The 23,108-nt window shown below is 69.8% G+C and carries 26 protein-coding genes; 19 read left to right on the forward strand and 7 right to left on the reverse strand.

Annotated elements, in window-relative coordinates; genetic code table 11:
• Positions 1-252: 252 nt before the first annotated feature.
• From EV657_RS21585 to fsa, 4 genes are all read right to left on the reverse strand, one after another.
• Entirely contained in the window at positions 253-678 is a 426-nt protein-coding gene (locus tag EV657_RS21585) for a hypothetical protein (protein ID WP_166673699.1), read from the reverse strand.
• 161 nt (positions 679-839) lie between these two features.
• Positions 840-1,763 carry a tyrosine recombinase XerC gene (locus tag EV657_RS11875; protein WP_134078000.1) on the reverse strand — a complete coding sequence of 308 codons (924 nt, stop codon included), beginning with the start codon at positions 1,761-1,763 and terminating at the stop codon, positions 840-842.
• Positions 1,760-2,467 (reverse strand): DUF484 family protein, encoded by a 708-nt coding sequence (locus tag EV657_RS11880; protein WP_134078001.1) that lies wholly within the window; start codon positions 2,465-2,467, stop codon positions 1,760-1,762. The genes EV657_RS11875 and EV657_RS11880 overlap by 4 nt, the downstream gene beginning before the upstream one ends.
• Before the next feature lie 47 nt (positions 2,468-2,514).
• The gene (gene fsa, locus EV657_RS11885; RefSeq protein WP_113669316.1) at positions 2,515-3,168 is read right to left on the reverse strand and encodes a fructose-6-phosphate aldolase; all 654 of its coding nucleotides are present in this window, start codon (positions 3,166-3,168) and stop codon (positions 2,515-2,517) included.
• A gap of 90 nt (positions 3,169-3,258) precedes the next feature.
• Here fsa and EV657_RS11890 point away from each other — a divergent pair, with 90 nt between their 5' ends.
• Positions 3,259-5,448, forward strand: coding sequence for a primosomal protein N' (locus tag EV657_RS11890; protein ID WP_134078002.1), 2,190 nt, complete (start codon positions 3,259-3,261; stop codon positions 5,446-5,448).
• Between the two features lie 3 nt (positions 5,449-5,451).
• Here EV657_RS11890 and EV657_RS11895 read toward each other — a convergent pair whose 3' ends face one another.
• Positions 5,452-6,516 (reverse strand): YeeE/YedE family protein, encoded by a 1,065-nt coding sequence (locus EV657_RS11895; RefSeq protein ID WP_113669314.1) that lies wholly within the window; start codon positions 6,514-6,516, stop codon positions 5,452-5,454.
• A 223-nt stretch (positions 6,517-6,739) separates the two neighbouring features.
• Here EV657_RS11895 and EV657_RS11900 point away from each other — a divergent pair, with 223 nt between their 5' ends.
• Positions 6,740-7,897 (forward strand): MFS transporter, encoded by a 1,158-nt coding sequence (locus EV657_RS11900; RefSeq protein ID WP_243837581.1) that lies wholly within the window; start codon positions 6,740-6,742, stop codon positions 7,895-7,897.
• A 2-nt stretch (positions 7,898-7,899) separates the two neighbouring features.
• On the opposite strand, the gene EV657_RS11905 is transcribed toward EV657_RS11900, so the two are convergent.
• The gene (locus EV657_RS11905) at positions 7,900-8,790 is read right to left on the reverse strand and encodes a LysR substrate-binding domain-containing protein (RefSeq protein WP_113669312.1); all 891 of its coding nucleotides are present in this window, start codon (positions 8,788-8,790) and stop codon (positions 7,900-7,902) included.
• A gap of 123 nt (positions 8,791-8,913) precedes the next feature.
• Between EV657_RS11905 and EV657_RS11910 the strand changes: the two genes are divergently transcribed.
• From EV657_RS11910 to EV657_RS11930, 5 genes are all read left to right on the forward strand, one after another.
• Positions 8,914-9,936 (forward strand): YeiH family protein, encoded by a 1,023-nt coding sequence (locus EV657_RS11910; RefSeq protein ID WP_134078004.1) that lies wholly within the window; start codon positions 8,914-8,916, stop codon positions 9,934-9,936.
• A 109-nt stretch (positions 9,937-10,045) separates the two neighbouring features.
• A complete protein-coding gene (msrA, locus tag EV657_RS11915) occupies positions 10,046-10,696 on the forward strand; it encodes a peptide-methionine (S)-S-oxide reductase MsrA (protein ID WP_113669310.1) in 651 nt (216 codons plus the stop codon).
• Positions 10,697-10,722: 26 nt separating this feature from the next.
• Complete coding sequence (locus EV657_RS11920; RefSeq protein ID WP_134078005.1) at positions 10,723-11,280, forward strand: P-loop NTPase family protein; 558 nt, start codon at positions 10,723-10,725, stop codon at positions 11,278-11,280.
• A gap of 56 nt (positions 11,281-11,336) precedes the next feature.
• Positions 11,337-12,215, forward strand: a complete 879-nt coding sequence (locus EV657_RS11925; protein ID WP_075785423.1) for a 50S ribosomal protein L11 methyltransferase — start codon at positions 11,337-11,339, stop codon at positions 12,213-12,215.
• Between the two features lie 62 nt (positions 12,216-12,277).
• On the forward strand, positions 12,278-12,631 hold the full coding sequence (locus tag EV657_RS11930; RefSeq protein ID WP_134078006.1) for a hypothetical protein: 354 nt from the start codon (positions 12,278-12,280) through the stop codon (positions 12,629-12,631).
• Positions 12,632-12,676: 45 nt separating this feature from the next.
• Here EV657_RS11930 and EV657_RS11935 read toward each other — a convergent pair whose 3' ends face one another.
• Positions 12,677-12,880: a DUF1127 domain-containing protein gene (locus EV657_RS11935; protein ID WP_113669307.1), complete on the reverse strand. Its 204-nt coding sequence runs from the start codon at positions 12,878-12,880 to the stop codon at positions 12,677-12,679.
• Between the two features lie 322 nt (positions 12,881-13,202).
• On the opposite strand from EV657_RS11935, the gene ruvC reads away from it, so the two are divergent.
• The 12 genes from ruvC (at position 13,203) to tilS (ending at position 23,050) form a co-directional block, all read left to right on the forward strand.
• Positions 13,203-13,709: a crossover junction endodeoxyribonuclease RuvC gene (ruvC, locus tag EV657_RS11940; protein ID WP_075785426.1), complete on the forward strand. Its 507-nt coding sequence runs from the start codon at positions 13,203-13,205 to the stop codon at positions 13,707-13,709.
• Positions 13,706-14,383, forward strand: coding sequence for a Holliday junction branch migration protein RuvA (gene ruvA, locus EV657_RS11945; protein WP_134078007.1), 678 nt, complete (start codon positions 13,706-13,708; stop codon positions 14,381-14,383). The genes ruvC and ruvA overlap by 4 nt, the downstream gene beginning before the upstream one ends.
• An 11-nt stretch (positions 14,384-14,394) precedes the next feature.
• Positions 14,395-15,438 carry a Holliday junction branch migration DNA helicase RuvB gene (gene ruvB, locus EV657_RS11950; RefSeq protein ID WP_075785428.1) on the forward strand — a complete coding sequence of 348 codons (1,044 nt, stop codon included), beginning with the start codon at positions 14,395-14,397 and terminating at the stop codon, positions 15,436-15,438.
• Positions 15,439-15,510: 72 nt separating this feature from the next.
• Positions 15,511-16,173 carry a hypothetical protein gene (locus EV657_RS11955; protein WP_075785429.1) on the forward strand — a complete coding sequence of 221 codons (663 nt, stop codon included), beginning with the start codon at positions 15,511-15,513 and terminating at the stop codon, positions 16,171-16,173.
• Positions 16,170-16,565, forward strand: coding sequence for a tol-pal system-associated acyl-CoA thioesterase (gene ybgC, locus EV657_RS11960; RefSeq protein WP_113669305.1), 396 nt, complete (start codon positions 16,170-16,172; stop codon positions 16,563-16,565). The genes EV657_RS11955 and ybgC overlap by 4 nt, the downstream gene beginning before the upstream one ends.
• Positions 16,566-16,672: 107 nt before the next feature.
• Positions 16,673-17,368 carry a protein TolQ gene (gene tolQ / locus EV657_RS11965; protein ID WP_075785431.1) on the forward strand — a complete coding sequence of 232 codons (696 nt, stop codon included), beginning with the start codon at positions 16,673-16,675 and terminating at the stop codon, positions 17,366-17,368.
• A gap of 3 nt (positions 17,369-17,371) precedes the next feature.
• Positions 17,372-17,848, forward strand: a complete 477-nt coding sequence (tolR, locus tag EV657_RS11970) for a protein TolR (protein ID WP_075785432.1) — start codon at positions 17,372-17,374, stop codon at positions 17,846-17,848.
• Positions 17,849-17,857: 9 nt separating this feature from the next.
• On the forward strand, positions 17,858-19,039 hold the full coding sequence (locus EV657_RS11975) for an energy transducer TonB (protein WP_134078008.1): 1,182 nt from the start codon (positions 17,858-17,860) through the stop codon (positions 19,037-19,039).
• Positions 19,039-20,364 (forward strand): Tol-Pal system beta propeller repeat protein TolB, encoded by a 1,326-nt coding sequence (gene tolB, locus EV657_RS11980; protein ID WP_165828091.1) that lies wholly within the window; start codon positions 19,039-19,041, stop codon positions 20,362-20,364. Before EV657_RS11975 ends, tolB begins: the two co-directional genes overlap by 1 nt.
• 100 nt (positions 20,365-20,464) lie before the next feature.
• Positions 20,465-20,974 (forward strand): peptidoglycan-associated lipoprotein Pal, encoded by a 510-nt coding sequence (pal, locus tag EV657_RS11985; RefSeq protein WP_075785434.1) that lies wholly within the window; start codon positions 20,465-20,467, stop codon positions 20,972-20,974.
• A gap of 13 nt (positions 20,975-20,987) precedes the next feature.
• Entirely contained in the window at positions 20,988-21,821 is an 834-nt protein-coding gene (gene ybgF / locus EV657_RS11990) for a tol-pal system protein YbgF (RefSeq protein ID WP_134078078.1), read from the forward strand.
• On the forward strand, positions 21,812-23,050 hold the full coding sequence (tilS, locus tag EV657_RS11995; protein ID WP_243837570.1) for a tRNA lysidine(34) synthetase TilS: 1,239 nt from the start codon (positions 21,812-21,814) through the stop codon (positions 23,048-23,050). The genes ybgF and tilS overlap by 10 nt, the downstream gene beginning before the upstream one ends.
• Positions 23,051-23,108 lie beyond the last annotated feature (58 nt).

Raw genomic sequence — 23,108 nt, forward strand, 5'->3', positions numbered from 1 at the left:
ACAGGTGGAGCCCCATGCTCGGAAGAAGAGGTTGGTCAAACCTGAACGGACCCCCTGCGGAAGCCCCGGGCGGGGCTGGTTTTTCCGCAGGATTTGTCCGGATTTGAAAGCGTCTGGCCGAAGGGTCCCGGGCGCGCGATGGGCCGTCGGGCAAACGGTCCTCGGGTGATCCCGAGACTCATGACGGGTACATTCCCCCGGCCATCAAGCCAGGGGGCAGGCGGTGGGACAAAGATGACGGCGCGGCCTCGGTCAGGCAACTTTTTCCGTCAGCATCCGCTGCATCGCGGTATAAAGCGCCTCGGCCTGGGTCGAGGCCTGGTCGGCCGACGAACCGGTATCGCTCAGGCTGGACAGAACGCCCTGAACGATCGATTCGGTCTGGCTGGGCGGCGGCGGGGGCGTGTCCGCGGCCAGATCGGCGGCGTCCTGCAGCAGAGTCAGCGCGGCCGAGGTCGCTGTGCCGCTGTCGGATTCCGACGTATCGTCGGTCGTCGTCAGGACCAGAGAGGACTCGGACTCGTCGCTTTCGTCACTTTCCTGGGCTTCGAGCAGCTTGAGAAGCGTTTCCTCCTCGGTCTTGGCGGACGCGGTGGAGGACTCCTGTGGCGGTGGCGGCGGGGCCTGCCGCGCCGCACCAAGCCCGGTCAGGGCCGAGCTGGTCATCGAGATATTCATGGCTGTCCTTTCCAGCAGTCACAATCGAGCGGGACCGCGTCGGGGGAGGGGGGACACGCTCCGGCTGCCGCCATTGAACACTCGAATGGTGGACCAAATGAGGCGGAAAGCTGGCATATGCCGACAATTTCCTCGATCCGGGGGCGACCCGATCCGGGCGCTCAGGCTTTCGGATGGGCCGCGTCGTAGACGTCCAGAAGCCGTGCCGTATCGACAGCCGTATAGGCCTGCGTGGTCGACAGCGAGGCATGGCCCAGCAGTTCCTGAATGGTCCTGAGATCGCCCCCCGCCGCCAGCAGATGTGTGGCGAAACTGTGGCGAAGCGCATGCGGCGTGGCCGAGGCGGGCAGGCCCAGCCGGGCGCGCGCGCCTTCCATCGCCCGGGCCACCATCCGCGGGTTCAGCGCCCCGCCGCGCGCGCCCCGAAACAGAGGCCCGTCGGGCACAAGATCGAACGGGCAGAGGTCCAGATAGACGGCGACCGCCTCGCGCGCGACCGGCAGGACCGGAACCAGCCGCTCCTTGCCGCCCTTGCCGCGAATCCGCAGCACGTCGGGCAGGGGGGCATCGCGGCCCCTGAGCCCCAGCGCCTCGGAGATCCGGAGCCCCGAGCCGTATAGAAGCGTCGCCACCGCCGCGTCGCGCGCGGCGATCCAGGGCACCTCGGGGGTGTCGCCCAGATCGGCGATCACCGCCCGGGCCGCGTCCTCGGGCAGCGGGCGCGGCAGCTTGCGGGTGAATTTCGGCGCGCGCACCGACAGCACGGCGGTCGGCTCGAAGCCTTCGCGTCCGCCGAACCAGCGAAAGAAGCCCTTGACCGCCGACAGCGCCCGCGCCAGCGACCGCGGCCCCAGCCCGCGGCCGCGTTCATGCGCCATCCAGGCGCGCAGGTCGCGCAGCTCGATCCCGGCCAGCCGCGCGGGGCCTGCGGGCTCGCCGTCATACTCGGCCAGAAAGGCCAGAAAGCCCCGCAGATCGGTCGCATAGGCCCGGATCGTGGCCTCGGAGGCGGCGTCGATGGCGCGCTCCTCGGCCAGCCAGGCCTCGAGCGCGTCGCGCAGCGCCGGGCTGAGCGCGAGGCTCATGCCAGCCAGCGCCGCAGCACCCTTTCGACGGCATCGGCGAAGAACTCCATCAGGTCGGTGCCCTGATTGGGGGTGAACTGCTGCAGATCGGCCGACCCCAGTGCCAGCAGCGCGGGCAGCCGGGCCTCGCCCAGATCCAGCGTCAAAAGCGCTTCGGACCTCAGCTCGGCGGCGCGGCTGCCATAGATCGACTCGCAATGCGGCCCGGTGCGGCGCAGCACGATCCGGCGCGGCGGCCGGCTGGTGCCGTTTCCGGCATAGCTCCGGGCAAATCCCGCAGTCATCACCCGCACCGCGCCGCCGGGCGCGGCCAGCGCCGTCTCGGCCCGGTCGCCATCGGTTTCCAGAACCAGCCGCACGCAATCGACGCGCAGGATCGCGGCCAGATCGTCGTCGAGAAGCCCCAGCAGCGTCTCGAAATCGGGCGCCTCCAGCAGGCGCAGCACGGCGCGGTGGATCTGGTTGGTGCCCGCGAGGTTTTCGTAGGCGGCGGCGATCACCGACCGGTGGGTCTCTTCCAGCCGGTCGAGCCGCGCCTCGAGCCGTTCCATCGCGATGCCGCGCAGATCGACGATGTTGGCGCCCATCATCTTGTCATTGGCCGCGACCAGGGCGCGCATCACGTCAGGGTCGTCGAGGATCACCTTGGGCTCGTTGATGATCCTCGCGCGAAGATCGTCCGCTATCGCTGCGGTGCTGCTCATGTTTTCTGCCTCGTATGTGTCGTGTTTTGAGGCAGGATACACCAGGCTCAGAGGATTTTCTGCCCCGTTTTTTGCCAGTCGGCCATGAATGCGGCGAGCCCCTTGTCGGTCAGCGGATGCGCGGCCATGGATTGCAGCACCGCGGGCGGCGCGGTCACGACATCGGCACCGATCTTGGCGGCCTCGCTGATATGGTTGACCGAGCGGATCGAGGCCGCGAGGATCTCGGTCTTGTAGTCGTAGTTGTTGTAGATCGTGCGGATATCGGCGATCAGGTCCAGACCGTCGAGGTTGATGTCGTCAAGCCGCCCGATGAAGGGCGAGACGAAGGTGGCACCGGCCTTGGCGGCAAGGATCGCCTGCGCGGCGGAAAAACACAGCGTGACATTGACCATGTGCCCTTCGCCGGAAAGCGTCTTGCAGGCCTTCAGCCCGTCCCAGGTCAGCGGCACCTTGACCGCGATGTTGGACGCGATCTGCGCCAGCTTGCGGCCTTCCTCGATCATGGCATCGGCGCCGGTCGCCACCACCTCGGCCGAGACCGGGCCGTCGACCAGATCGCAGATCTCTTTCGTGACCTCGAGGATGTCGCGGCCCGATTTCAGGATCAGCGAGGGGTTGGTGGTCACGCCATCCACGATCCCCAGATCGTGGAGTTCGCGGATTGCCTCGATATCGGCGGTATCGACGAAGAATTTCATGAAAGCCTCCCCGGGCCTTGCTGCAATCGGTCGCGCCGGTGATAGCCGATGCGGGGCCGGGCCGAAACCCCGGCCGGGCGGGACGACGCCATGAGGGAGGTTTTTCCCGAAGGGGCGCGGGTGGGCGTGCTGACGGCGCAGCCGCTGGGCCGGGTGCTCGACTATCTCGCGCCCGAGGGGGGCTGCGGGCTTGGCGATTATGTCGAGGTGCCGCTGGGCCCGCGCCGGGTGATGGGGGTGGTCTGGGGGCCGGGCGAGGGCGGCTTCGATGCCGCGAAACTGCGCCGGGTCGGCCGCGTTCTGGATGCCGTCCCGATGCGGGACGAGATGCGGGCCTTTCTGACCCGGGCGGCCGACTACACGCTGACGCCCTTGTCGTTGATGCTGCGGCTTGCCACCCGGACGCCGGGCTTGGGCGAGGCGCCGGGCGCGCTTAGGGTTTACCGCCGGGGCGAGGGCCAGCCCGACCGGATGACCCCGCCGCGCGCCCGCGTGCTGGAGGTGCTGGAGGCCTTCGGCGGGCTGTCCTTCACCTTGTCGGAACTGGCGGCCGAGGCCGGGGTTTCGGCCGGGGTGGTCAAGGGGCTGGTGCCCTCGGGCGCGGTGCTGGAAGAGGATCTGCCGCGCGACCGGCCCTATCCCCGGCTCGATCCTGCGCGGCCCGGCAAGGCGCTGGCCGAGGATCAGGCAGCGGCCGCGCAGGCGCTGTGCGCGGGGATTGCCTCGGGGGGCTATGGCACGACGCTTCTGAAGGGCGTGACCGGTTCGGGCAAGACCGAGGTCTATCTCGAGGCCGTTGCCGCCTGCCTGCGGCAGGGCCGCCAGGCGCTTGTGCTTCTGCCCGAGATCGCCCTGACCGCCGAGTTCCTGACCCGGGTCGAGGCCCGTTTCGGCGCGCGCCCCGCCGAATGGCATTCGGGCGTGACCTCGGTCGAGCGGCGCAGGCTGTGGCGGATGGCGGGCGAGGGCGCCGCGCAGCTTGTGGTGGGCGCGCGCTCGGCGCTGTTCCTGCCGTTTCAGGATCTTGGCCTCATCGTTGTCGATGAGGAGCATGACAGTTCCTACAAGCAGGAGGAGGGGGTTCTGTACAATGCGCGCGACATGGCGGTGCTGCGGGCCTCGCTTTGTTCGGCGCAGGTGGTGCTGGCCTCGGCCACGCCCTCGCTGGAAAGCTGGGCCAATGCCGATGCGGGAAAATACGCGCGGCTCGATCTGGCGGCGCGGTTCGGCACCGCGACCCTGCCCGAGATGGCCGCCATCGACATGCGCGCCGAAGACACGGCACCCGGGCGCTGGATCTCGCCCGCGCTCGAAGCCGAGGTTCGGGCGCGGCTCGGGGCCTCGCGGCAGTCGCTTCTGTTCCTGAACCGGCGGGGCTATGCGCCGCTGACGGTCTGCCGCGCCTGCGGCCACATGATCGGCTGCGATCATTGCGACGCGCGGATGGTCGAGCATCGCTTCCAGCAGCGGCTGGTCTGCCACCAATGCGGCGAGACGAAGCCCATTCCCGAAACCTGCCCCTCCTGCGGGGTCGCGGGCAAGCTGGCGCCGGTCGGGCCGGGGGTCGAGCGGCTGGCCGAAGAGGCGGTGGCGCTGTTCCCCGAGGCGCGGGTCGCGGTGCTGTCGTCCGACCTGTTCGGGTCCGCCCGCGCGCTCAAGGCCCAGATCGAGGCCATCGCGGGCGGCGAGGCCGATATCATCATCGGCACCCAGCTGGTCGCCAAGGGCCACAACTTTCCGCTGCTGACGCTGGTCGGCGTGATCGATGCCGATCTGGGCCTGCAGGGGTCCGACCTGCGCGCGGCCGAGCGCACCTTCCAGCTGATGCGCCAGGTCGCGGGGCGGGCCGGGCGCGGGGCCGAGCGGGGGCTGGCGCTGTTGCAGACCTATCAGCCCGAGCATCCGGTGATCCGGGCGATCCTGACCGGCGACGAAGAGGGCTTCTGGCGCGCCGAGGCCGAGGAACGCCGGGCGGCGGGTGTGCCGCCCTATGGACGGATGGCGGGGATCATCCTCTCGGCGCCCGAGGCGAAACCCGCCTTCGATCTGGGCACGTGGCTTGCGCGCAATGACGGCGCGCTCAGGCGGGTGGGGGCGCAGGTCTTCGGCCCGGCGCCCGCGCCGGTCGCGCGCATTCGCGGCCGCCACCGGGTCCGGCTGCTGGTCAAGGCACCGAAGGGCGTGCCGCTGCAGGCCGCAATCGCCGACTGGATCGCGCCGGTCAAGCTGCCGCCGAACCTGCGGCTTGCGGTCGATATCGACCCGCAAAGCTTCATGTGAGGCTCAGACCGGGCGCGCGGCGCCGTGCGGCTGGTCGATCAGGTAATCGGTCGCCATCGCGCCGAGCCACATGCTGAACAGCGCGAGCCAGGCGGTCCCCGCGAAGATCGAGGCCCCGGTCACGCCCGCCCCGATGGAACACCCGCCCGCCAGCATCCCCCCGAAGCCCATCAGCGCCGCGCCGATCATCGCCTTGCGCATGTTGACCTCGGATTCGAAGCCCTGCAGCCGCAGATCGCCGCCGACCCAGGCGGCGGCGAAGGCGCCCAGGAACACGCCCGGCACCAGCCCGATGTCGAATTGCAGGACCGCCGGGCGTTCGAGGAAGAACATCAGCGTGTTGGCCGAGGGGCCGGTGAAGGTCAGGCTCTGGACCTGCACCGGATCGAAGGCGACCTGCGAGAGCCCGAAGGTCAGCACCCAGCCGACCGCCACGGCAAAGCCCACCCCGGCCCCGAAGACAAGCTTGCGGAACGAGATCCGGTTGCGCCGCGCCAGATACAGCGCCAGCACCGCGATCATCAGGCCAAGCCCCAGCCCGCTTTCGCGCGGCAGGCCGAACCCGCCCAGCAGATCGCTGTTGCGCCCGCCCGCCGTGACCCAAAGCCCAGCGATCCGGTCGCGCAAGGGCGCGAGCCAGCCATGCAGGCTCATCTGCCCGACCACGGCGAAGATCAGCCCCGAGACGACCGAGCGCAGGTTGCCGGTCGCGGCCAGCACCAGCATCCGTCCGGCGCAGCCTCGCGCCAGCACCATGCCGATGCCGAAAAGAAGCCCCCCCGCGATCGCCCCCGACCACGAGCCCGGTACCGCCATGATCCGCGCATCCCCCGACCGCATCAGGCCCGACAGCTCGGCCGCCTGGACCCAGACCAGCGCGGTCGAGAAGCACAGAAGCCAGACCGCCAGCCGGGCGCCAAGCTGGCCACGCGCGACCTCGACCGCCGCCGCGCGCAGGCAAAAGGCCGAGCGCTGCGCCGCGACCCCGAAAATCCCCCCGGCGATCAGGCCGAACAGTGCAGCTGTCGGTCCCTCGCCGATGCGCTCCACCAGCTGGACGATATCCATGCAGATCTCCTCTCTCCCTGGGCAAGGGTTCTGCCCCGGCCCGGCCCGGCCTGCCTTGATCTGGGTCAGCCCTTTACGGCCCGCGGGACGGGACCGGAATCGTCTCGCCAGACCGGGATTTCAGGGATATGGGGAAACGATGACCTTGCGTTTTTCCCCCCTCCGCCTCGATGCCGCCGGCACGCTGCCGCTCTGGCGGCGGCCGGTGTCGCTTCTGTTCGTGATGGCCTTCGCGATGCCCGTGGCCTTCGCCACCTGGTCGGCGCTTCTGAACAATTTCGTCATCGAGGCCGCGGGCTTCACCGGGGTCGAGATCGGCTGGCTGCACACCGTGCGCGAGGTGCCGGGCTTTCTGGCGATCGGGGTGATCGCGCTGATCCTGTTCATGCGCGAACAGGTGCTGGGGGTCGTGTCGCTGCTTCTTCTGGGGGCGGCGACGGCGGTCACTGCCTGGTTCCCCTCGCTGGGCGGCATCCTCACGATCACCATGCTCAGCTCGATCGGGTTCCACTACTACGAGACGGTGAACCAGTCGCTGCAGCTGCAATGGATCGCCAAGGACAAGGCGCCGCAGACGCTGGGTTGGCTGATGGCGGCGGGGTCGGCGGCGGCGCTTCTGGCCTATGGGCTGCTGGTCGTCACCTGGAAGACCTTCGATCTGTCCTACAATTTCGTCTATCTCGCCTCGGGCGGGTTCACGGCCGTCGTGGCGCTGTTCTGTCTCCTGGCCTATCCGCAATTCGAGGCGCCGAACCCGCAGGTCAAGCGGCTGATCCTGCGGCGGCGCTACTGGCTTTACTACCTGCTGCAATTCATGTCGGGGGCGCGGCGACAGATCTTCACGGTCTTTGCCGCCTTCATGATGGTCGAACGCTTCGGCTTCGAGGTGAACGAGGTCACCGCGCTGTTCCTGATCAACTTCCTGGCCAACATGGCTTTCGCGCCGCTGATGGGCAAGGCGGTCGCGCGCTGGGGCGAGCGGCCGGCGCTGGTTTTCGAATATGCCGGGCTGATCTGCGTCTTCCTGGCCTATGGCGGGATCTACTATCTGGGCTGGGGCGTGGTGCTGGCCGCCACGCTTTACGTGATCGACCACATGTTCTTCGCGCTGGCCTTCGCGCTGAAGACCTATTTCCAGAAGATCGCCGATCCGGGCGACATCGCCCCGACCGCGGCCGTGGCCTTCACCATCAACCATATCGCGGCGGTCTTCCTGCCCGCGGCGCTTGGCTATCTCTGGGTGACCTCGCCGGGGGGCGTGTTCCTGCTGGCGGCGGGCATGGCGGCAACCTCGCTGGTGCTGGCTTTGATGATCCCGCGCCATCCCTCCCCGGGCAACGAGACGGTCTTTGCCCGCCTCGCCCCGGCGGCCGCCGAATAGCGTCATCGGGCGTCGCCGATCCGGGTCAACAGCGCCTCGACCGCGCGGCTGCGATAACGCCGGGGGTGGATCAGGACCGAAAAGGCCCGTTCAGGCCGTGCCGTCCAGTCCACCTCGCGAAACGAGATCCCGGCCGGGACATGGGCGGCGAGCGCGCCCGCCGAGAGGAAACTGGCATAATCGCTTTCGGCGACCACCGCGAGGATCGCCTCGTTCGACGGCAGTTCCATCGCGAGGCTCAGATCGGCCAGCCTCAGCCCCATCGCCGCCAGATGATCCTCGAAGGCCGCGCGGGTGCCCGAGCCCGGTTCGCGCACGACCCAGTCCTGCGCCAGATAGGCGGCGCGGTCGGGGGCGGGACCGGTCGCGAGCCGGTGGCCCCTACGGGTCACCAGCGCCAGCGCGTCGCGGTCGACCACCCGGGTCAGCAGGTCGGGGGCATCGACCTCGCCCTCGACAAAGCCCAGATCGGCGGTCCCCTCGGCCACCGCCCGGGCGACCTGGGCGCTGTTGCCGATCTTCAACGAGATCGCGACGCCGGGATGGGTTTCATGCAGCGCCGCCAGCCGGGGCGGCAGCCAGTAGGACCCGACGGTCTGGCTGGCCCAGATCCGCAGCCGACCCTGCATGGTCTGGCCCAGATCGGCCAGCATCAGCTCGGCCGCCTCGCTTTCGGCCAGCAGGGCGCGGGCGGTGTCCATGAAGCGCCGCCCGGCCTCGGTCAGCGCGATCCGACGCCCCACCCGGTCGAAAAGCCGGACCCGGTGCCGCGCCTCCAGCGCCGCCACCGCCGACGACACCGCCGACTGGGTCAGGTTCAGCGCCTCGGCGGCGCGGGTCACATGCTGGCGTTCAGCGACGGCCAGGAAGATGCGGATCTGCTCGAGGGTCATGGCATCGGTCTTACAGGCACGCTGATAGATTAGCAAAATCGAACGAAAGCATCCAAACAATCCGTTGGATAAAACGGTTGTGCCGGTCCAGCCTGCCGCCCACGGCAACGGAAAGGCAGACCCATGACCGACACCCCCCTCGACAGCGCCCCGCGCGGGCTGGCCCGGATCGACCGCGCCGGGCTTTTGCCCGGGCTCGCGCTGACCGGGGGGCTGGCGCTGGTGGCACTGGGGCTGCACCGCGCGCTGGGCATCCCCGCGCTCAGCCCGCTGGTGCTGGCGATGGTCATGGGCATGGCGATCCGCAACGGGATCGGCCCGGTGCCGCTGGCCGCCCCGGGCATCGCCTTCTCGCTGAAACGGCTGCTGCGGCTGGCCATCGTGCTGTTGGGGGTCCAGCTGACGCTGGGCCAGCTGGCGGCGGTCGGGCCGGTGGGGCTTGGGATCGTGGCGGTGACGCTTTGTTCGACCTTCCTCTTCACCAAGGCGATGGCGCGGCTTCTGGGGGTCGAGCGGCGGCTGGGCGAGCTGATCGCGGCGGGCACCTCGGTCTGCGGCGCCTCGGCGGTGCTGGCCTGCAACACGGTCACGCGCGGGTCGGACGAGGATGTGGCCTATGCCATCGCCTGCGTCACCGTCTTCGGATCGGCGGCGATGCTGAGCTTTCCGCTGATCGGGACCGCCTTGCATCTGACGCCTCAGGCCTACGGGCTTTGGGCGGGGGCCTCGATCCACGAGGTGGCGCAGGTCGTTGGCGCCTCCTTCGCGCTGGGCGATGCGGCGGGGCAGGCGGGGACGGTGGCCAAGCTGAGCCGGGTGATCCTGCTGGCCCCGCTGATCCTGGCGCTGGCCCGGGTCGGCCGGTGGCGCGGCCATGCCCCCGCCGACGGCGCCGCGCCGATGCCCTGGTTCGTGGTCGGGTTCCTGGCCATGGTCGGGGTCAACTCGGTGCTCGATCTGCCCGAGGCGGCGCAGCACGGGCTGGCGCTGACGGCTTCGTTCCTGCTGACCGTGGCACTGGCGGCGATGGGGCTGGAAACCGATATCCGCAAGCTCCGGCAAAAGGGCCTGCGCCCGCTGCTGCTGGGGGCGGCGGCCTCGGTCTTCGTGGCGGGCCTTGCGCTCGCGCTGGTGGTTCTGCTTTAGCGTCAAACCTGCGATCCGTTCAAAATTCCTTCAATTCCAGATCTGCCCCATAGGCGGCCGTCGCGGGCCGCCTATATCGTCTGTGGTGCAAAAGAACGGAGGTGCGAGCATGTTTTCCCTTCTGGGCCGAAAGACCGATATGGTGCGCGAGGACGAGGCTTTGAAAGGCCGTCCCGAGCCGATCGCCACCGCCGAGACCCATCACGTCTTCGGGCGGCCGCTGCAGGCGCCGGTTCCCGAGGGGATGCAGGAGATCGTCTTCGGCATGGGCTGTTTCTGGGGCGTCGAGCGGCTCTTCTGGAAGCTGCCGGGCGTCTGGATCACGGCGGCGGGCTATGCGGGCGGCTTTACGCCGAACCCCACCTATGAAGAGATCTGCACCGGCCGCACCGGCCATGCCGAGGTGGTGCGCGTGGTCTACGACCCGGCCGAGATTTCGCTCGACCGTCTGCTCCGCACCTTCTGGGAAGGGCACGACCCGACCCAGGGCATGCGTCAGGGCAATGATCGCGGCACCCAGTACCGGTCTGCGATCTATGTCCACACGCCCGACCAGAAGGCGGCGGCCGAGGCCAGCCTCGCGGCCTATCAGGCGCGGCTGAAGGCGGCGGGCCACCGCGCCATCACCACCGAGATCCGCGAGGCGCCGCCCTTCTTCTACGCCGAAGGCTATCATCAGCAGTACCTGTCCAAGAACCCGGGCGGCTATTGCGGGCTCGGGGGCACGGGCGTAAGCTGTCCGGGGGGAACAGGCGCCTGATCCGAGAGGCCTGATCCGAGAGGAAAGTGGGCACGCGCATTCACATCACCGGAGCCAGCGGCGCGGGCTGTTCGACGCTTGGGCGTGTGCTGGCCACGCGGCTGGCCTCTCAGGTCTTCGACAGCGACGATTTCTACTGGCGGCCCTCCGATCCCCCCTTCGCGGCCAAGCGGTCTCCGGCCGAGCGCGTCGCGCTGATGCAGGCGCTGTTCGTGCCGCGTTCCGACTGGATCCTGACAGGCTCGCTGGGCGGCTGGGGCGATGCGCTGATCCCGCGCTTCACCCATGTGGTGTTCCTGACCGTGTCGCCTGCCTTGCGGCTGGCGCGCCTGCGGCGGCGCGAGCGCCAGCGCCATGGTGCCGCGATCCAGCCCGGAGGCGCCATGGCCCATGCCTATCGGGCCTTCATCGACTACGCGATGGGCTATGACAGTCCCGATTTCACCGGCCGCAGCCGGGTCAAGCACGAGCTCTGGCTCGAGGAATTGCCCTGTCCGGTGATCCGGCTCGACTCCTCGGTCGCGCCCGACCTGCTGGCCGACCGGGTGATCGAGGCGCTTGACCAGACCGTCGGCGCGGCCTAGGCGCTGGGCCCTGATCCCAGCCCACCTGATCCCAGCCCATCCGAAAGGCCGCCCCGATGCCCACCTATTCCGCGCTGACCACGCTGACCGCGAAAGCGGCCGCCGACGCTCTGGCCGAGGCCATCGAGTCGCGGATGGACCCCGAACCCATCGGCGTCGGCGTCTTCGAGATCGAGGACGGCTCGGGCCTGTGGGAACTGGGCGCCTTCTTCACCGAGGCCCCCGACGAGGCCGGGCTGGCGCTTTTGGCGATGGTGCACGGGGCGCGGCCCTTCACCGTGTCCGAGGTGCCCGAGACCGACTGGGTCGCCAAGGTCCGGCGCGATCTGGCGCCGGTTCAGGCCGGGCGGTTCTTCCTTTATGGCAGTCACGATGCCGACCGCGTGCCCGAGGGGCCGGTGCCGCTGCTGATCGAGGCCTCGATGGCCTTCGGCACCGGGCATCACGGCACCACGCTGGGGTGCCTGCGCGCGGTCGACCGGTTGGCCGAGGCCGGGCTGGCCCCCGGTGCCGTGGCCGATATCGGCTGCGGCACGGCCGTTCTGGCGATGGCGGCGGCGCATCTGTGGCAGGTGCCGATCCTCGCCTCCGACATCGACCCGGTGGCGGTCGAGGTCGCCGAGGCCAATGTGGCGGCGAACGGGCTGGCGGGGCGCATCCGCTGCATCGAGGCGGCGGGGTTCGAGCATCCCGAGCTGGCAGCCGCGGCGCCCTACGGGCTGATCTTCGCCAATATCCTCAAGGCGCCGCTGATCGCGTTGGCGCCCGACATCGCGGCGCAACTGGCGCCGGGCGGGATCGCGATCCTGTCGGGGCTGCTGAACGAGCAGGCCGAGGAGGTGGCCGCAGCCTACGCGGCCTCGGGTCTCGAACTGGAGGGGGCGGAACAGATCGGCGACTGGACCACGCTTTGTGTCCTGAAGCGCAGGGCCTGAGCCGCAATATTGCCGCTTTCTCCCGGCATCATGGCCGAACTTGGCCGATGCGGGAGAGGGCGATGCAGGATCCCCAATATCGCGACTTCCAAAACCGGTTGCAGCGGGTGGCCGAGATGCACCGCTCGGGCCGCGCTTTCGAGACCGCTGACACATCCCGAATGGCCGCGCTGCGACGGCCGCGCCATGCCTTGAATCTTCCGCTGTGGCGGTCGCTTGGCGTCATGGCCGCGACGGTCACGCTGGTGAAGGTAGGTATCCTCGTCCAGATCGGCGCCCCGGCCTATGCCGAGCGTCTGGCCCTGGCCGAAAGCCGCACACCGGTCGAGCGTGCGGCGGCTGCCGTCATGCAGATCGACCCGGCAACGGGCTGGGTCGCGCGCGGGGTCTCGGCTTTGCTCGGCCGGGGGCGCTGACCGCCGCCGACCTGATCCGTTCCCTTGGCGCAGGGCGCGCCGATCTCACCGCAGAAGGGTGTCGATGTCGCCGCGGCAGAGGCCGATATCGTCGAGTTCCCGATCGCTCAGCCGCGACAGCGCCTTGCGCGTGCGGCGCAATTCGTCCCAGGCCTGAACCCGGGCGACAAGGGTGGTGACAAAACCCAAACGCGGGGCCGTCGCCAGCAGGCCGGCCGGTTGCGGATGCGAGAGTTCGAACATGGCCATCGTGAAGGTCCTTCCGTCGCTGCTGGTCGTTCGTCGACCGCATAAAAGCGCAGCTATTCGTCCGGAATGTGGTGCGCAAGCGGGCAATTATGCATGCGTCGCATGCGCTGGGCGCATGTCGGAAACGGGCGGCCAATTCCCCGTCATAAATGGGAAAAACCGCTTCCCCGTCTGGTCGCTTTCCGACCTCCAGAGGCCGTTTCCGGACTGCGGGCGCGGCCGGTGCCGCGATGGGGCATGAAACCGCCCGGCCGCATTCCGTCTGGCCGATGTTCGCTTTTCGTGCTACTGCGTCCGAAAAGCCACAAGAAATGGGGCAGCCATGCGTGTCTTGGGCATCGACCCGGGCCTTCGGAACACCGGTTGGGGGGTGATCGACCAGCGGGGCAGCCGACTCGGTCACATCGCGAACGGCATCTGCCACTCCTCGGGCGAGACCCTGGCCGAGCGGCTTTTGTCGCTGCACATCCAGCTGACCGAGATCGTTGCCCGCTACGCCCCCGAGGCGGCGGCGGTCGAACAGACCTTCGTCAACCGAGACGCGGCCGGCACGCTGAAGCTGGGGCAGGCGCGGGGCATCGCGCTGCTGGTGCCGGCGCAGGCCGGGCTCGAAGTCGGCGAATACGCGCCCAACGCGGTCAAGAAAGCCATCGTCGGGGTCGGCCATGCCGACAAGCGCCAGATCGACCATATGGTGCGGCTGCAATTTCCCGGCATCGAGATCGCCGGGGCCGATGCCGCCGATGCGCTGGCCATCGCGCTGTGTCACGCCCACCATCTGGCGGGGGGCGCGCGGCTGGCGGCGGCGCTGGCCCGGGCGGGCGCATGATCGGGCGGCTGGCCGGACGGCTGATCCACAAGGGCGCCGATCAGGTGATGATCGATGTCGGCGGCGTGGGCTATGTCGTGCATGTCTCGGACCGCACCCTGATGGGGCTGCCGGGGCCGGGCGAGGCGGTCGCGCTTTATACCGACCTGCTGGTCCGCGAGGATCTGTTGCAGCTTTACGGCTTTCCGACGCTGCATGACCGCGAATGGCACCGGCTTTTGATGGGGGTGCAGGGGATCGGGGCGAAGGCCTCGATGGCGATCCTCGGCACGCTTGGGGCCGAGGGCGTCGGCCGGGCCATCGCGCTGGGCGACTGGGGCGCGATCAAGGCCGCGCCCGGCGTCGGCCCCAAGATCGCCCAGCGCGTGGTCAACGAGTTGAAGGACAAGGCCCCCGCGGTGATGGCGCTGGGCGGCCGCCTCGCGCCCGAGCCCGCGGCCGGGGCGGTGATCGAACCCGGCCCCGCAGCACCTGCGCCCGCGGCGCGCCCGCAGGCCCCGGTTTCGACGTCGGTTTCGGCCCAGGCCGATGCCCTGTCGGCGCTGGGCAATCTCGGCTATGCTCCGTCCGAAGCCGCCCAGGCGGTGGCGCGGGCCGCGGGCGAGACCCCCGGGGCCGACACCAAGACGCTGATCCGCGCGGCGCTGAAGCTGCTGGCCCCCAAGGCGGACTGAAGGCTGACTGAATGACCGAACCCGACCCCATGCTGCGCCCCGAGGCGCGCCCCGAGGATTCCGACCGCGCGCTGCGCCCCGAGACGCTTGACGCCTTCATCGGCCAGGCCGAGGCGCGGGCCAATCTGCGGGTCTTCCTGCAAAGCGCGCGCCAGCGCGGCGAGGCGATGGACCATGCGCTGTTCCACGGGCCGCCGGGGCTGGGCAAGACCACGCTGGCGCAGATCGTCGCGCGCGAGCTTGGGGTGAATTTCCGCATGACCTCGGGGCCGGTGCTGGCCAAGGCCGGGGACCTTGCGGCGATCCTGACCAATCTGGAAAAGCGCGATGTGCTGTTCATCGACGAGATCCACCGGCTGTCTCCCGTCGTCGAGGAGATCCTCTACCCGGCGATGGAGGATTTCGAGCTCGATCTGGTGATCGGCGAGGGTCCGGCCGCGCGCACCGTCCGGATCGAGCTGCAGCCTTTCACGCTGGTCGGCGCGACCACTCGGCTGGGCCTGCTGACGACGCCCCTGCGCGACCGGTTCGGCATTCCGGTCCGGCTGCAATTCTATACCGTGCCCGAACTGGAAGAGATCGTGGCGCGCGGCTCGCGCCTGCTGGGCATTCCCGCCGATCCCGAGGGCATCCGCGAGATCGCGCGCCGCGCCCGGGGCACCCCCCGGATCGCCGGGCGGCTGTTGCGCCGGGTCGTCGATTTCGCGCTGGTCGAGGGCGACGGGCGCATCACCCGCAAGGTGGCCGACCATGCGCTGACCCGGATGGAGGTCGATGCGGTCGGGCTCGACGGCGCCGACCGGCGCTATCTCAGGCTCATTGCCGAGAACTATGGCGGCGGCCCGGTCGGCATCGAAACGCTCTCGGCCGCGTTATCGGAATCGCGCGACGCTTTGGAAGAAGTGATCGAGCCCTATCTCCTGCAACAGGGGCTGATCCAGCGGACGCCGCGCGGCCGGATGCTGGCGCAGAAGGCCTGGACGCATCTGGGTCTTGCGGCGCCGCGCCCGGCCGGGCAAACCGCCCAGACCGACCTGTTCGACGAAGGCGCCTGACGGGCCCCGGCTGCCGCCCCGTCTTGCGTTCCTGACGACGGCGGCCGCGACAGATGCCGAAAGGAGACCGAGATGACCCCCGAGGAGGTGACCGCGCTCTTTACCCGCTCCGAGGGCGACTATCTGTTCGCGCGCTGGGGACGGCCCATCGCGCCGGTGGTTTTCGGGGTCGACGACGCGACGCTGGCGACCTTCAAGGGCGCCTGCGAGGCTGTGGTTTCGCTGGCCGGGCACCAACTGACCGAAACCGACCCGGACCTCGGGTCCAACCTCATCGTCTTCTTCTTCGAGAACTGGCTGGAGCTGGTCCGGGTGCCCCATCTCGACCGGCTGGTGCCCGATCTGGTGCGCCGGGTCGGCCGGTTGCAGGCGGCGGGCGCAAACCAGTACCGGTTTTTCCGCTTCGACGAGGATGGCGCGATCCGCGCCGCCTTCGTCTTCGTGCGGATGGATGCGGATCTGGCCCGGGTTCCGGCGGAATCGATCGCGCTCAACCAGATGGTCCAGACGATCCTGCTGTGGTCCGACACCGCCTTCGCCGAGCGCAGCCCGCTGGCCCGCATGCCGGGCGGTACGCTGGTGTTGCGACCGGAGATTGCGGCGGTCATCCGGGCAGGCTATGACCCGGCGATGCCGACGGTCGCCCGGGATGCCAGCCACGCGCTGCGCCTCGCCGCCCGGATCGGCCGGACACTCGGGCAGACACTCGGGCAGACACTCGCGCAGGATACATGACCCACCGCTTTGCCGTCCGCGTCTATTACGAGGACACCGACCTTGCCGGCATCGTCTATTATGCCAATTACCTCAAGTTCATAGAACGCGGCCGGTCGGAATGGGTGCGCGGGATCGGGCTTGATCAGGTGCGGCTGAAGGCCGAAACCGGCATCGTCTTCGCGGTGCGCCGGGTCGAGGCCGATTATCTGAGCCCGGCGAAGTTCGACGACCTGCTGACGGTCGAGACCGATCTGGTGCGGGCGACGGCCGCGCGGCTGGTGCTGGATCAGGCGGTTCTGCGTGGCGACACGCGGTTGTTCGAGGCCCGGGTGACGCTGGCTGCGCTGGGTCCCGAGGGGCGACCGGCGCGGCTTCCGGCAGAGTTTCGCCGAAGCCTCGAAACCGGGTAGGCGAGGCCCCGCGCTGACGCGGTTGTGTTGGCAATCCCCCTTAAAACGCGCTAGCGTCCGGTGTAACGCGGGCCGGACGAACCGGCCCTTTCCAACGAGCAGGCAGAATGGATACCGATACCCTTGCGATGGCGCAGGAGATTGACTTCTCCTTGCTCGCCCTTTTCTTGCGCGCGACCATCACGGTCAAGCTGGTGATGCTGTTGCTGATCGTGGCCTCGTTCTGGTCGTGGTCGATCATCATCCAGAAGATCATCACCTACCGGAAGGCCCGGGCCGAGGCCGCGCGCTTCGACGAGGAATTCTGGTCGGGCGAGCCGCTGGACGAGCTGTTCGACAAGATCGGCCCCGAACCGCAGGCCGCGCCGGAACGGATCTTTGCCGCGGGCATGATGGAATGGCGCCGCAGCCACCGTCAGGACGGCAAGCTGATCGCGGGCGCCGCCGCCCGGATCGATCGGTCGATGGACGTGGCCATCGCCAAGGAGACCGACAGCCTGAATGCCGGGCTGTCGTTCCTTGCGACGGTGGGCTCGACCGCGCCCTTCGTCGGGCTCTTCGGCACGGTCTGGGGCATCAAGCACGCCTTCGAACAGATCGCGCTGCAGCAGAACACCAACCTCGCCGTCGTGGCGCCCGGCATCGCCGAGGCGCTGGTGGCGACCGCGCTGGGGCTGCTGGCCGCCATCCCGGCCGTGATCTTCTACAACAAGCTGTCGGCAGACAGCGACCGGCTGGGCGGGGGCTATGAATCCTTTGCCGACGAATTCTCGACCATCCTGTCGCGCCAGCTGGACGCCTGAGCCATGGGTGGCAGCCTGACCCCTCGCAAAAGCTCGGGTGGACGGCGGGTGCGCGGCCACCGCCGCCATCCCGCGGCGATGTCCGAAATCAACGTCACGCCCATGGTCGACGTGATGCTGGTGCTGCTGATCATCTTCATGGTCGCGGCGCCCATGCTGACCGCGGGCGTACCGGTCGAATTGCCCAAGACCGCCGCCAGCGCGCTGCCCTCCGAACAGGAGGCCCCCCTGACCGTCACGCTGACCGCGGACGGCAAGATCGTTTTGCAGGAAACCGAGGTGGCCTCGGACGCGTTGATCCCGAAACTGAAGGCGGTGGCCGCCGAGCGCGAGGACGACAAGGTCTATCTGCGCGCCGACGGCGCCATCCCCTATGAACGTGTGGTGCAGGTGATGGGCGCGCTCAATTCCGCGGGCTTCCGCAATATCGGTCTGGTGACCGATACCGGCGGGCCGACCCTCGACGGGCGGAGCGAGTAGGGCCGCAACATGAACACCGGGACCTATATCTCGGGGGGCGCGCATCTGGGTCTGATCGCCTGGGTGATGCTGTCCGGGCTGTTCGACGCCCCGCCGCCGAAGCCGATGGAGGTGACCGACGTGACGATCCTGTCCGGCGACGAGTTCGCGGCGCTGACGGCTCCGGCCGCGGCGCCGACGCCGTCGCAGGAGGTCGACGCGCCGGAGGCCCCGTCGCTGCCGCGCTCGCCGCGTCCCGCACCCGCGCCCGAGGCGCGCCCCCAGCGTCCCGAACCGCCCCCGCCGCAGGCCGCGGCCGAGCCCGACACCGCGCCCGAGGCGCTGGAGCCGCCCGCCGAGGCCGATGTGGCAGAGACCGTGACCGCGCCCGAGGCGCCCGAGATCCCCGAAGCCCCCGAGGCGCCGGTGACCGATACCGCGCCGCCGCGCCCCTCGACCCGGATCGCGCCCGAACCTTCGGCGCCGCCGCCCGAGGACGCGGTCGTGGCCGAGCAGCCGTCCGAGGCCACCCGCCCCGATCCGGCCGCCGAGCGGCCCACGCCCGAGGCCGACGAGGCCGCGCCCGAAGAGGCCGCCACCCAGACCGTGACCGAGGCCGAGGAACGGCCCGAGACCGGGCTGGCCATGGCCTCGTCGCCCCGGCCCCGGAACCGCCCGAACCGGCCCGCAGCGCCCCCGCGCGAGACCCCGCCGCCCGCAGAGACCGCCGCCGCACCTCAGGCCCCGGCAGAGCCCGATGCCCCCGCCGAGACCGCCTCGGAAGAGGACAGCCTGGCCGATGCCGTCGCGGGCGCCGTTGCCGATGCGCTGTCGGAGCCCGCCGCCGCCCCCGAGGGCACCGGCGGGGCCGGGCGCGCGGCCAGCGGCCCGCCCCTGACCGCGGGCGAACGCGATGCGCTGCGCGTGTCGGTCTCGCGCTGCTGGAACGTCGGTTCGCTCTCGACCGAGGCGATGCAGACCTCGGTCGTTCTCGGCGTGGACATGGAAGAGACCGGAAAGCCCAATATCGGGTCGATCCGGATGATTTCCTGGACCGGCGGATCGGAATCCGCCGCACGCCAGACCTACGAATCGGCGCGCCGCGCCATAGTGATGTGCGGGTCGTCGGGTTTCCCGCTGCCGGTCGAGAAATACGACCAGTGGCGTCAGATCGAGATGACCTTCGACCCCGGAAAGATGAGGATTCGATGATGCTGCGCCTTCTGACCGCAATCCTGGCGCTGGTCCTTGGACATGCCGCGCTGCCGGCGCAGGCTCAGAACGGTCCGCTGAGGATCGTGATCGACGAAGGGGTGATCGAGCCCTTGCCCTTCGCCGTGCCCGAATTCGTGGCCGAAAACGCGGCCGCCGCCGAATATGCGCAGAACATCACCCGCGTGATCGCCGCCGATCTGGAAGGCACCGGCCTGTTCCGCGAGATCCCGCGCGAGGCCTTCCTGTCGACGGTCACGAGCTTTGCCAGCCCGGTGCAATATGCCGACTGGAAGGCGATCAACGCCCAGGCGCTGATCACCGGCGCGGTCAGCGTCGACGGCTCGGGGCGGCTCAGCGTCAAGTTCCGCCTGTACGACGTCTATGCGCAGGCGCCGCTGGGCGACGGGCTGCAATTCGGCGGCGCGACCGGCAGCTGGCGCCGGGTGGCCCACAAGGTGGCCGACCAGGTCTATGCGCGGATCACCGGCGAGGGCGGCTATTTCGACAGCCGCGTCGTCTTCGTGGCCGAGCGCGGCCCCAAGAACGAACGCGCCAAGCAACTGGCGATCATGGATTACGACGGCGCCAACATGCAGGCGCTGACCGACGCCAATTCCATCGTGATCGCGCCGCGTTTCTCGCCCACGGGCGACCGCGTGCTTTATACCAGCTATGAAAGCGGCTTTCCCCGGATCTATCTGCTGGACGTGGCCACCGGCCAGCGCCGGGTGCTGGACGATCAGCCCGGCACCATGACCTTCGCGCCGCGCTTTGCCCCCGACGGCCGGCGGGTGCAGTTCTCGCTGTCCCAAGGGGGCAATACCGACCTTTACGAGCTTGACCTGCAATCGGGTCGCCGCAGCAGGCTGACCGACGCGCCCTCGATCGAGACCGCGCCCAGCTTTTCGCCCGATGGCAGCCAGATCGTGTTCGAGTCCGACCGCTCGGGCACGCAGCAGCTTTACGTGATGCCAGCGAATGGCGGCGAGCCGCGCCGGATCTCGTTCGGGCAGGGGCGCTATGGCACTCCGGTCTGGTCGCCGCGTGGCGATTACATCGCCTTCACCAAGCAGAATCAGGGCCGGTTCCATATCGGCGTGATGCGGACCGACGGGTCCGAGGAACGCCTGCTGACCGCGTCCTTCCTCGACGAGGGCCCGACCTGGGCGCCGAACGGCCGGGTGATCATGTTCACCCGCGAAACCGCGGGCGCGGCCGGGGCGCCGGGGCTTTACACCGTCGACATCACCGGGCGGAACCTGCGCAAGGTCCCTTATCAGGGACAGGGCTCCGACCCGTCCTGGTCTCCGCTTCAACCCTGAGACCCGAAAGACGCGCCCGGAGCCCCGGGCGCGTTTCCCTCATCCAATGCCGCTGGTAGGATGGCCTTGCCGGCGACGATCCGAAAAAAGGATTTCCTGAATGACCCGCATTACCACGTCGATCCTGCTGATGACGGCGCTTGCCGTGTCTGCCTGTTCGAATGCCGACCGCTTCGGGTCGGCCAGTGGCGCCGGGGGCGCCGGAGGGGCCTATGGCGCCAATGGCTCGCCCAGCGACCCGACCTCGGTGGCCTATTTCAACCAGACCATCGGCGACCGCGTGCTGTTCCTGGTCGACCAGAGCACCCTTTCGCCCGACGCAACCGTCACGCTGGACGGCCAGGCCAACTGGATGAACCAGAACACCGCCTATTCGGCCACCATCGAGGGCCATGCCGACGAACAGGGCACCCGCGAATACAACCTGGCGCTGGGCGCCCGCCGCGCCAATGCGGTCAAGGAATACCTGGTCTCGCGCGGCGTCTCGCCGAACCGGCTGCAGACCGTGACCTACGGCAAGGAACGCCCGATCGCGATCTGTTCGGAGGAATCCTGCTACGCCAAGAACCGGCGCGCGGTGACCGTGCTGGCCGCGGGCGCGGGGTTCTGAGGAGGACGCGATGATGCGGATTGCGGCGCTTGCCCTGACGGTGGCTCTGGGGCTGGCGGCGGGCGGGCCCGCCTCCGCCCAGTCGCGCGACGAAACCCTGGCGGATATCCGCCAGGAACTGACGGTGCTGAATGTCTCGGTGCAGGGGCTCAAGCGCGAGCTGTCGACCACCGGCGGGGCCATGGGCTCGGCCGGGGGCGGCTCGGCCCTGCAGCGGCTCGATGCCATCGAGGAACAGCTGCAGCGTCTGACCTCGAAGACCGAGGAACTGGAACACCGCATCCAGACGGTTGTCGATGACGGCACCCGCCGGATCGGCGATCTGGAATTCCGGCTGGTCGAGCTTGAGGGCGGCGACGTCTCGAAGCTTGGCCAGACCTCGACGCTGGGCGGCGGGTCGGTCTCGGCCGCGCCCGCCCCGATGATCACGCCGGCGCCGGACGCGGCCGACGGGATGGAACTGGCCATTGGCGAGCGTGCCGATTTCGACGCCGGCAAGGCCGCGCTCGAGGCCGGTCAGAACGCCCAGGCGGCCGAGATCTTCGCCCGGTTCGGCGACACCTATCCGGGCAGCCCGCTGGCGGGCGAGGCGCAGTTCCTGCGCGGCGAGGCGCTGTCGGCCTCGGGCGACACCTCGCAGGCCGCGCGCGCCTATCTGGAAAGCTTCTCGGGCAGCCCTTCGGGGCCGCGCGCCTCTGCGGCCCTTCTGAAGCTTGGGCTTGCGCTCAAGGACCTGGGCCAGACCCGCGAAGCCTGCGTGACGCTTGGCGAGGTGCGGACGCGCTTTTCGGGCTCGGGCGAGGCGCAGCAGGCGGGGGCTGTGATGGCCTCGGCCGGGTGCAACTGAGCCCGGGCGCCGCGGCGCTGCAGGCGGCGCTGGCCCGGGCCTGTCCCGGCGCGGCGCCGCTGGCCGTCGCGGTCTCGGGCGGCGGGGATTCGCTGGCACTTCTGCTGGCGGCGGCGGCGCGGCCCTCGGGTCCGCCGGTCCTGGCTGTCACTGTCGATCACGGGCTCCGCCCCGAGGCGGCCCACGAGGCGCGGAGCGTGGCCGCGATCTGCGCGCGCCTCGGGGTCCCCCACAGCACACTTGTCTGGCAGGGCTGGGACGGCCGCGGCAACCTGCAGGATGCCGCGCGGCGCGCGCGGATGCGGCTGATCGCGGACTGGGCCCTGGCGCGGGGCATCGACCGCGTCGCGCTTGCCCATACTCGCGACGACCAGGCCGAAACCGTGCTGATGCGGCTCGCGCGCGGTGCCGGGGTCGACGGGCTGGCGGCGATGGCGACCGAACGGCAGGCGCTGGGCGTCACCTGGCTGCGCCCCTTCCTCGATATCCCGCGCGCCGATCTGCGCGCCTTTCTGACCGAGCGCGGGCAGAGCTGGGCCGAGGATCCCTCGAATGACGACCCGCGCTTCGACCGGGTCCGGGTGCGGCAGGCGCTGGCGCTGCTGGCCCCGCTGGGGATCGACGCCGAGGGGCTGGCGGCGACGGCCGCCCGGCTGGGTTCGGCCCGTGCCGCCCTTGACGCCTGCACCGCCGAGGCCGCCGCGCGGATCGCTGTGGAGGAGGCGGGCGATGTGGTGCTGGACGAGGCCGCCCGCGTGGCGCTTCCCGCCGAGATCGGGCGGCGGCTGTTGTTGGGCGCGCTGGCCTGGGTTTCGGGCGCCGACTACCCGCCCCGGGCCGGGGCGCTGGCCGCCACACTTGCCCGTCTCGAGATCGCGCCGCGCACCACGCTGCAGGGCTGTCTTCTGATCCGCGAGGCCGGGCTGCTTCGGATCGGGCGCGAGCTAGCCGCGGTGGCGGGGCTGTCCGCGCCTATCGGTACGCTGTGGGACGGGCGCTGGCGCCTCGCGGGGCCGGCTACGGGGGGCGAAGAGATCCGGGCGCTGGGCGAGGCGGGGCTTGCGCTGTGCCCCGACTGGCGCGCGACCGGGCTGCCACGAAGCTCGCTTTTGGCCTCGCCCGCGGTCTGGCGCGGCGGGACCCTGGTGGCCGCGCCTCTGGCCGGTCACGGAACGGACTGGAGCGCGACGGTAAACCGTCCTTTCAGGACCCGGCTACTCTCGCATTGAACATGCGGCCTCAATCGCTATCTTAGGCCAATGGCCGGGAGCCCTTCGCCCGGCGGAC

It is taken from the genome of Rhodovulum visakhapatnamense (genome assembly GCF_004365965.1).
GTDB classification, from domain to species: Bacteria; Pseudomonadota; Alphaproteobacteria; order Rhodobacterales; family Rhodobacteraceae; genus Rhodovulum; species Rhodovulum visakhapatnamense.

Excerpts from the sequence above, each read along its gene's own strand:
- EV657_RS21585 (WP_166673699.1), bottom strand. The coding sequence starts at position 678 with ATGAATATCTCGATGACCAGCTCGGCCCTGACCGGGCTTGGTGCGGCG.
- EV657_RS11875 (WP_134078000.1), bottom strand. The coding sequence starts at position 1,763 with ATGAGCCTCGCGCTCAGCCCGGCGCTGCGCGACGCGCTCGAGGCCTGG.
- EV657_RS11880 (WP_134078001.1), bottom strand. The coding sequence starts at position 2,467 with ATGAGCAGCACCGCAGCGATAGCGGACGATCTTCGCGCGAGGATCATC.
- fsa (WP_113669316.1), bottom strand. The coding sequence starts at position 3,168 with ATGAAATTCTTCGTCGATACCGCCGATATCGAGGCAATCCGCGAACTC.
- EV657_RS11890 (WP_134078002.1), top strand. The coding sequence starts at position 3,259 with ATGAGGGAGGTTTTTCCCGAAGGGGCGCGGGTGGGCGTGCTGACGGCG.
- EV657_RS11895 (WP_113669314.1), bottom strand. The coding sequence starts at position 6,516 with ATGGATATCGTCCAGCTGGTGGAGCGCATCGGCGAGGGACCGACAGCT.
- EV657_RS11900 (WP_243837581.1), top strand. The coding sequence starts at position 6,740 with ATGGCCTTCGCGATGCCCGTGGCCTTCGCCACCTGGTCGGCGCTTCTG.
- EV657_RS11905 (WP_113669312.1), bottom strand. The coding sequence starts at position 8,790 with ATGACCCTCGAGCAGATCCGCATCTTCCTGGCCGTCGCTGAACGCCAG.
- EV657_RS11910 (WP_134078004.1), top strand. The coding sequence starts at position 8,914 with ATGACCGACACCCCCCTCGACAGCGCCCCGCGCGGGCTGGCCCGGATC.
- msrA (WP_113669310.1), top strand. The coding sequence starts at position 10,046 with ATGTTTTCCCTTCTGGGCCGAAAGACCGATATGGTGCGCGAGGACGAG.
- EV657_RS11925 (WP_075785423.1), top strand. The coding sequence starts at position 11,337 with ATGCCCACCTATTCCGCGCTGACCACGCTGACCGCGAAAGCGGCCGCC.
- EV657_RS11930 (WP_134078006.1), top strand. The coding sequence starts at position 12,278 with ATGCAGGATCCCCAATATCGCGACTTCCAAAACCGGTTGCAGCGGGTG.
- EV657_RS11935 (WP_113669307.1), bottom strand. The coding sequence starts at position 12,880 with ATGGCCATGTTCGAACTCTCGCATCCGCAACCGGCCGGCCTGCTGGCG.
- ruvC (WP_075785426.1), top strand. The coding sequence starts at position 13,203 with ATGCGTGTCTTGGGCATCGACCCGGGCCTTCGGAACACCGGTTGGGGG.
- ruvA (WP_134078007.1), top strand. The coding sequence starts at position 13,706 with ATGATCGGGCGGCTGGCCGGACGGCTGATCCACAAGGGCGCCGATCAG.
- ruvB (WP_075785428.1), top strand. The coding sequence starts at position 14,395 with ATGACCGAACCCGACCCCATGCTGCGCCCCGAGGCGCGCCCCGAGGAT.
- EV657_RS11955 (WP_075785429.1), top strand. The coding sequence starts at position 15,511 with ATGACCCCCGAGGAGGTGACCGCGCTCTTTACCCGCTCCGAGGGCGAC.
- ybgC (WP_113669305.1), top strand. The coding sequence starts at position 16,170 with ATGACCCACCGCTTTGCCGTCCGCGTCTATTACGAGGACACCGACCTT.
- tolQ (WP_075785431.1), top strand. The coding sequence starts at position 16,673 with ATGGATACCGATACCCTTGCGATGGCGCAGGAGATTGACTTCTCCTTG.
- tolR (WP_075785432.1), top strand. The coding sequence starts at position 17,372 with ATGGGTGGCAGCCTGACCCCTCGCAAAAGCTCGGGTGGACGGCGGGTG.
- EV657_RS11975 (WP_134078008.1), top strand. The coding sequence starts at position 17,858 with ATGAACACCGGGACCTATATCTCGGGGGGCGCGCATCTGGGTCTGATC.
- tolB (WP_165828091.1), top strand. The coding sequence starts at position 19,039 with ATGCTGCGCCTTCTGACCGCAATCCTGGCGCTGGTCCTTGGACATGCC.
- pal (WP_075785434.1), top strand. The coding sequence starts at position 20,465 with ATGACCCGCATTACCACGTCGATCCTGCTGATGACGGCGCTTGCCGTG.
- ybgF (WP_134078078.1), top strand. The coding sequence starts at position 20,988 with ATGCGGATTGCGGCGCTTGCCCTGACGGTGGCTCTGGGGCTGGCGGCG.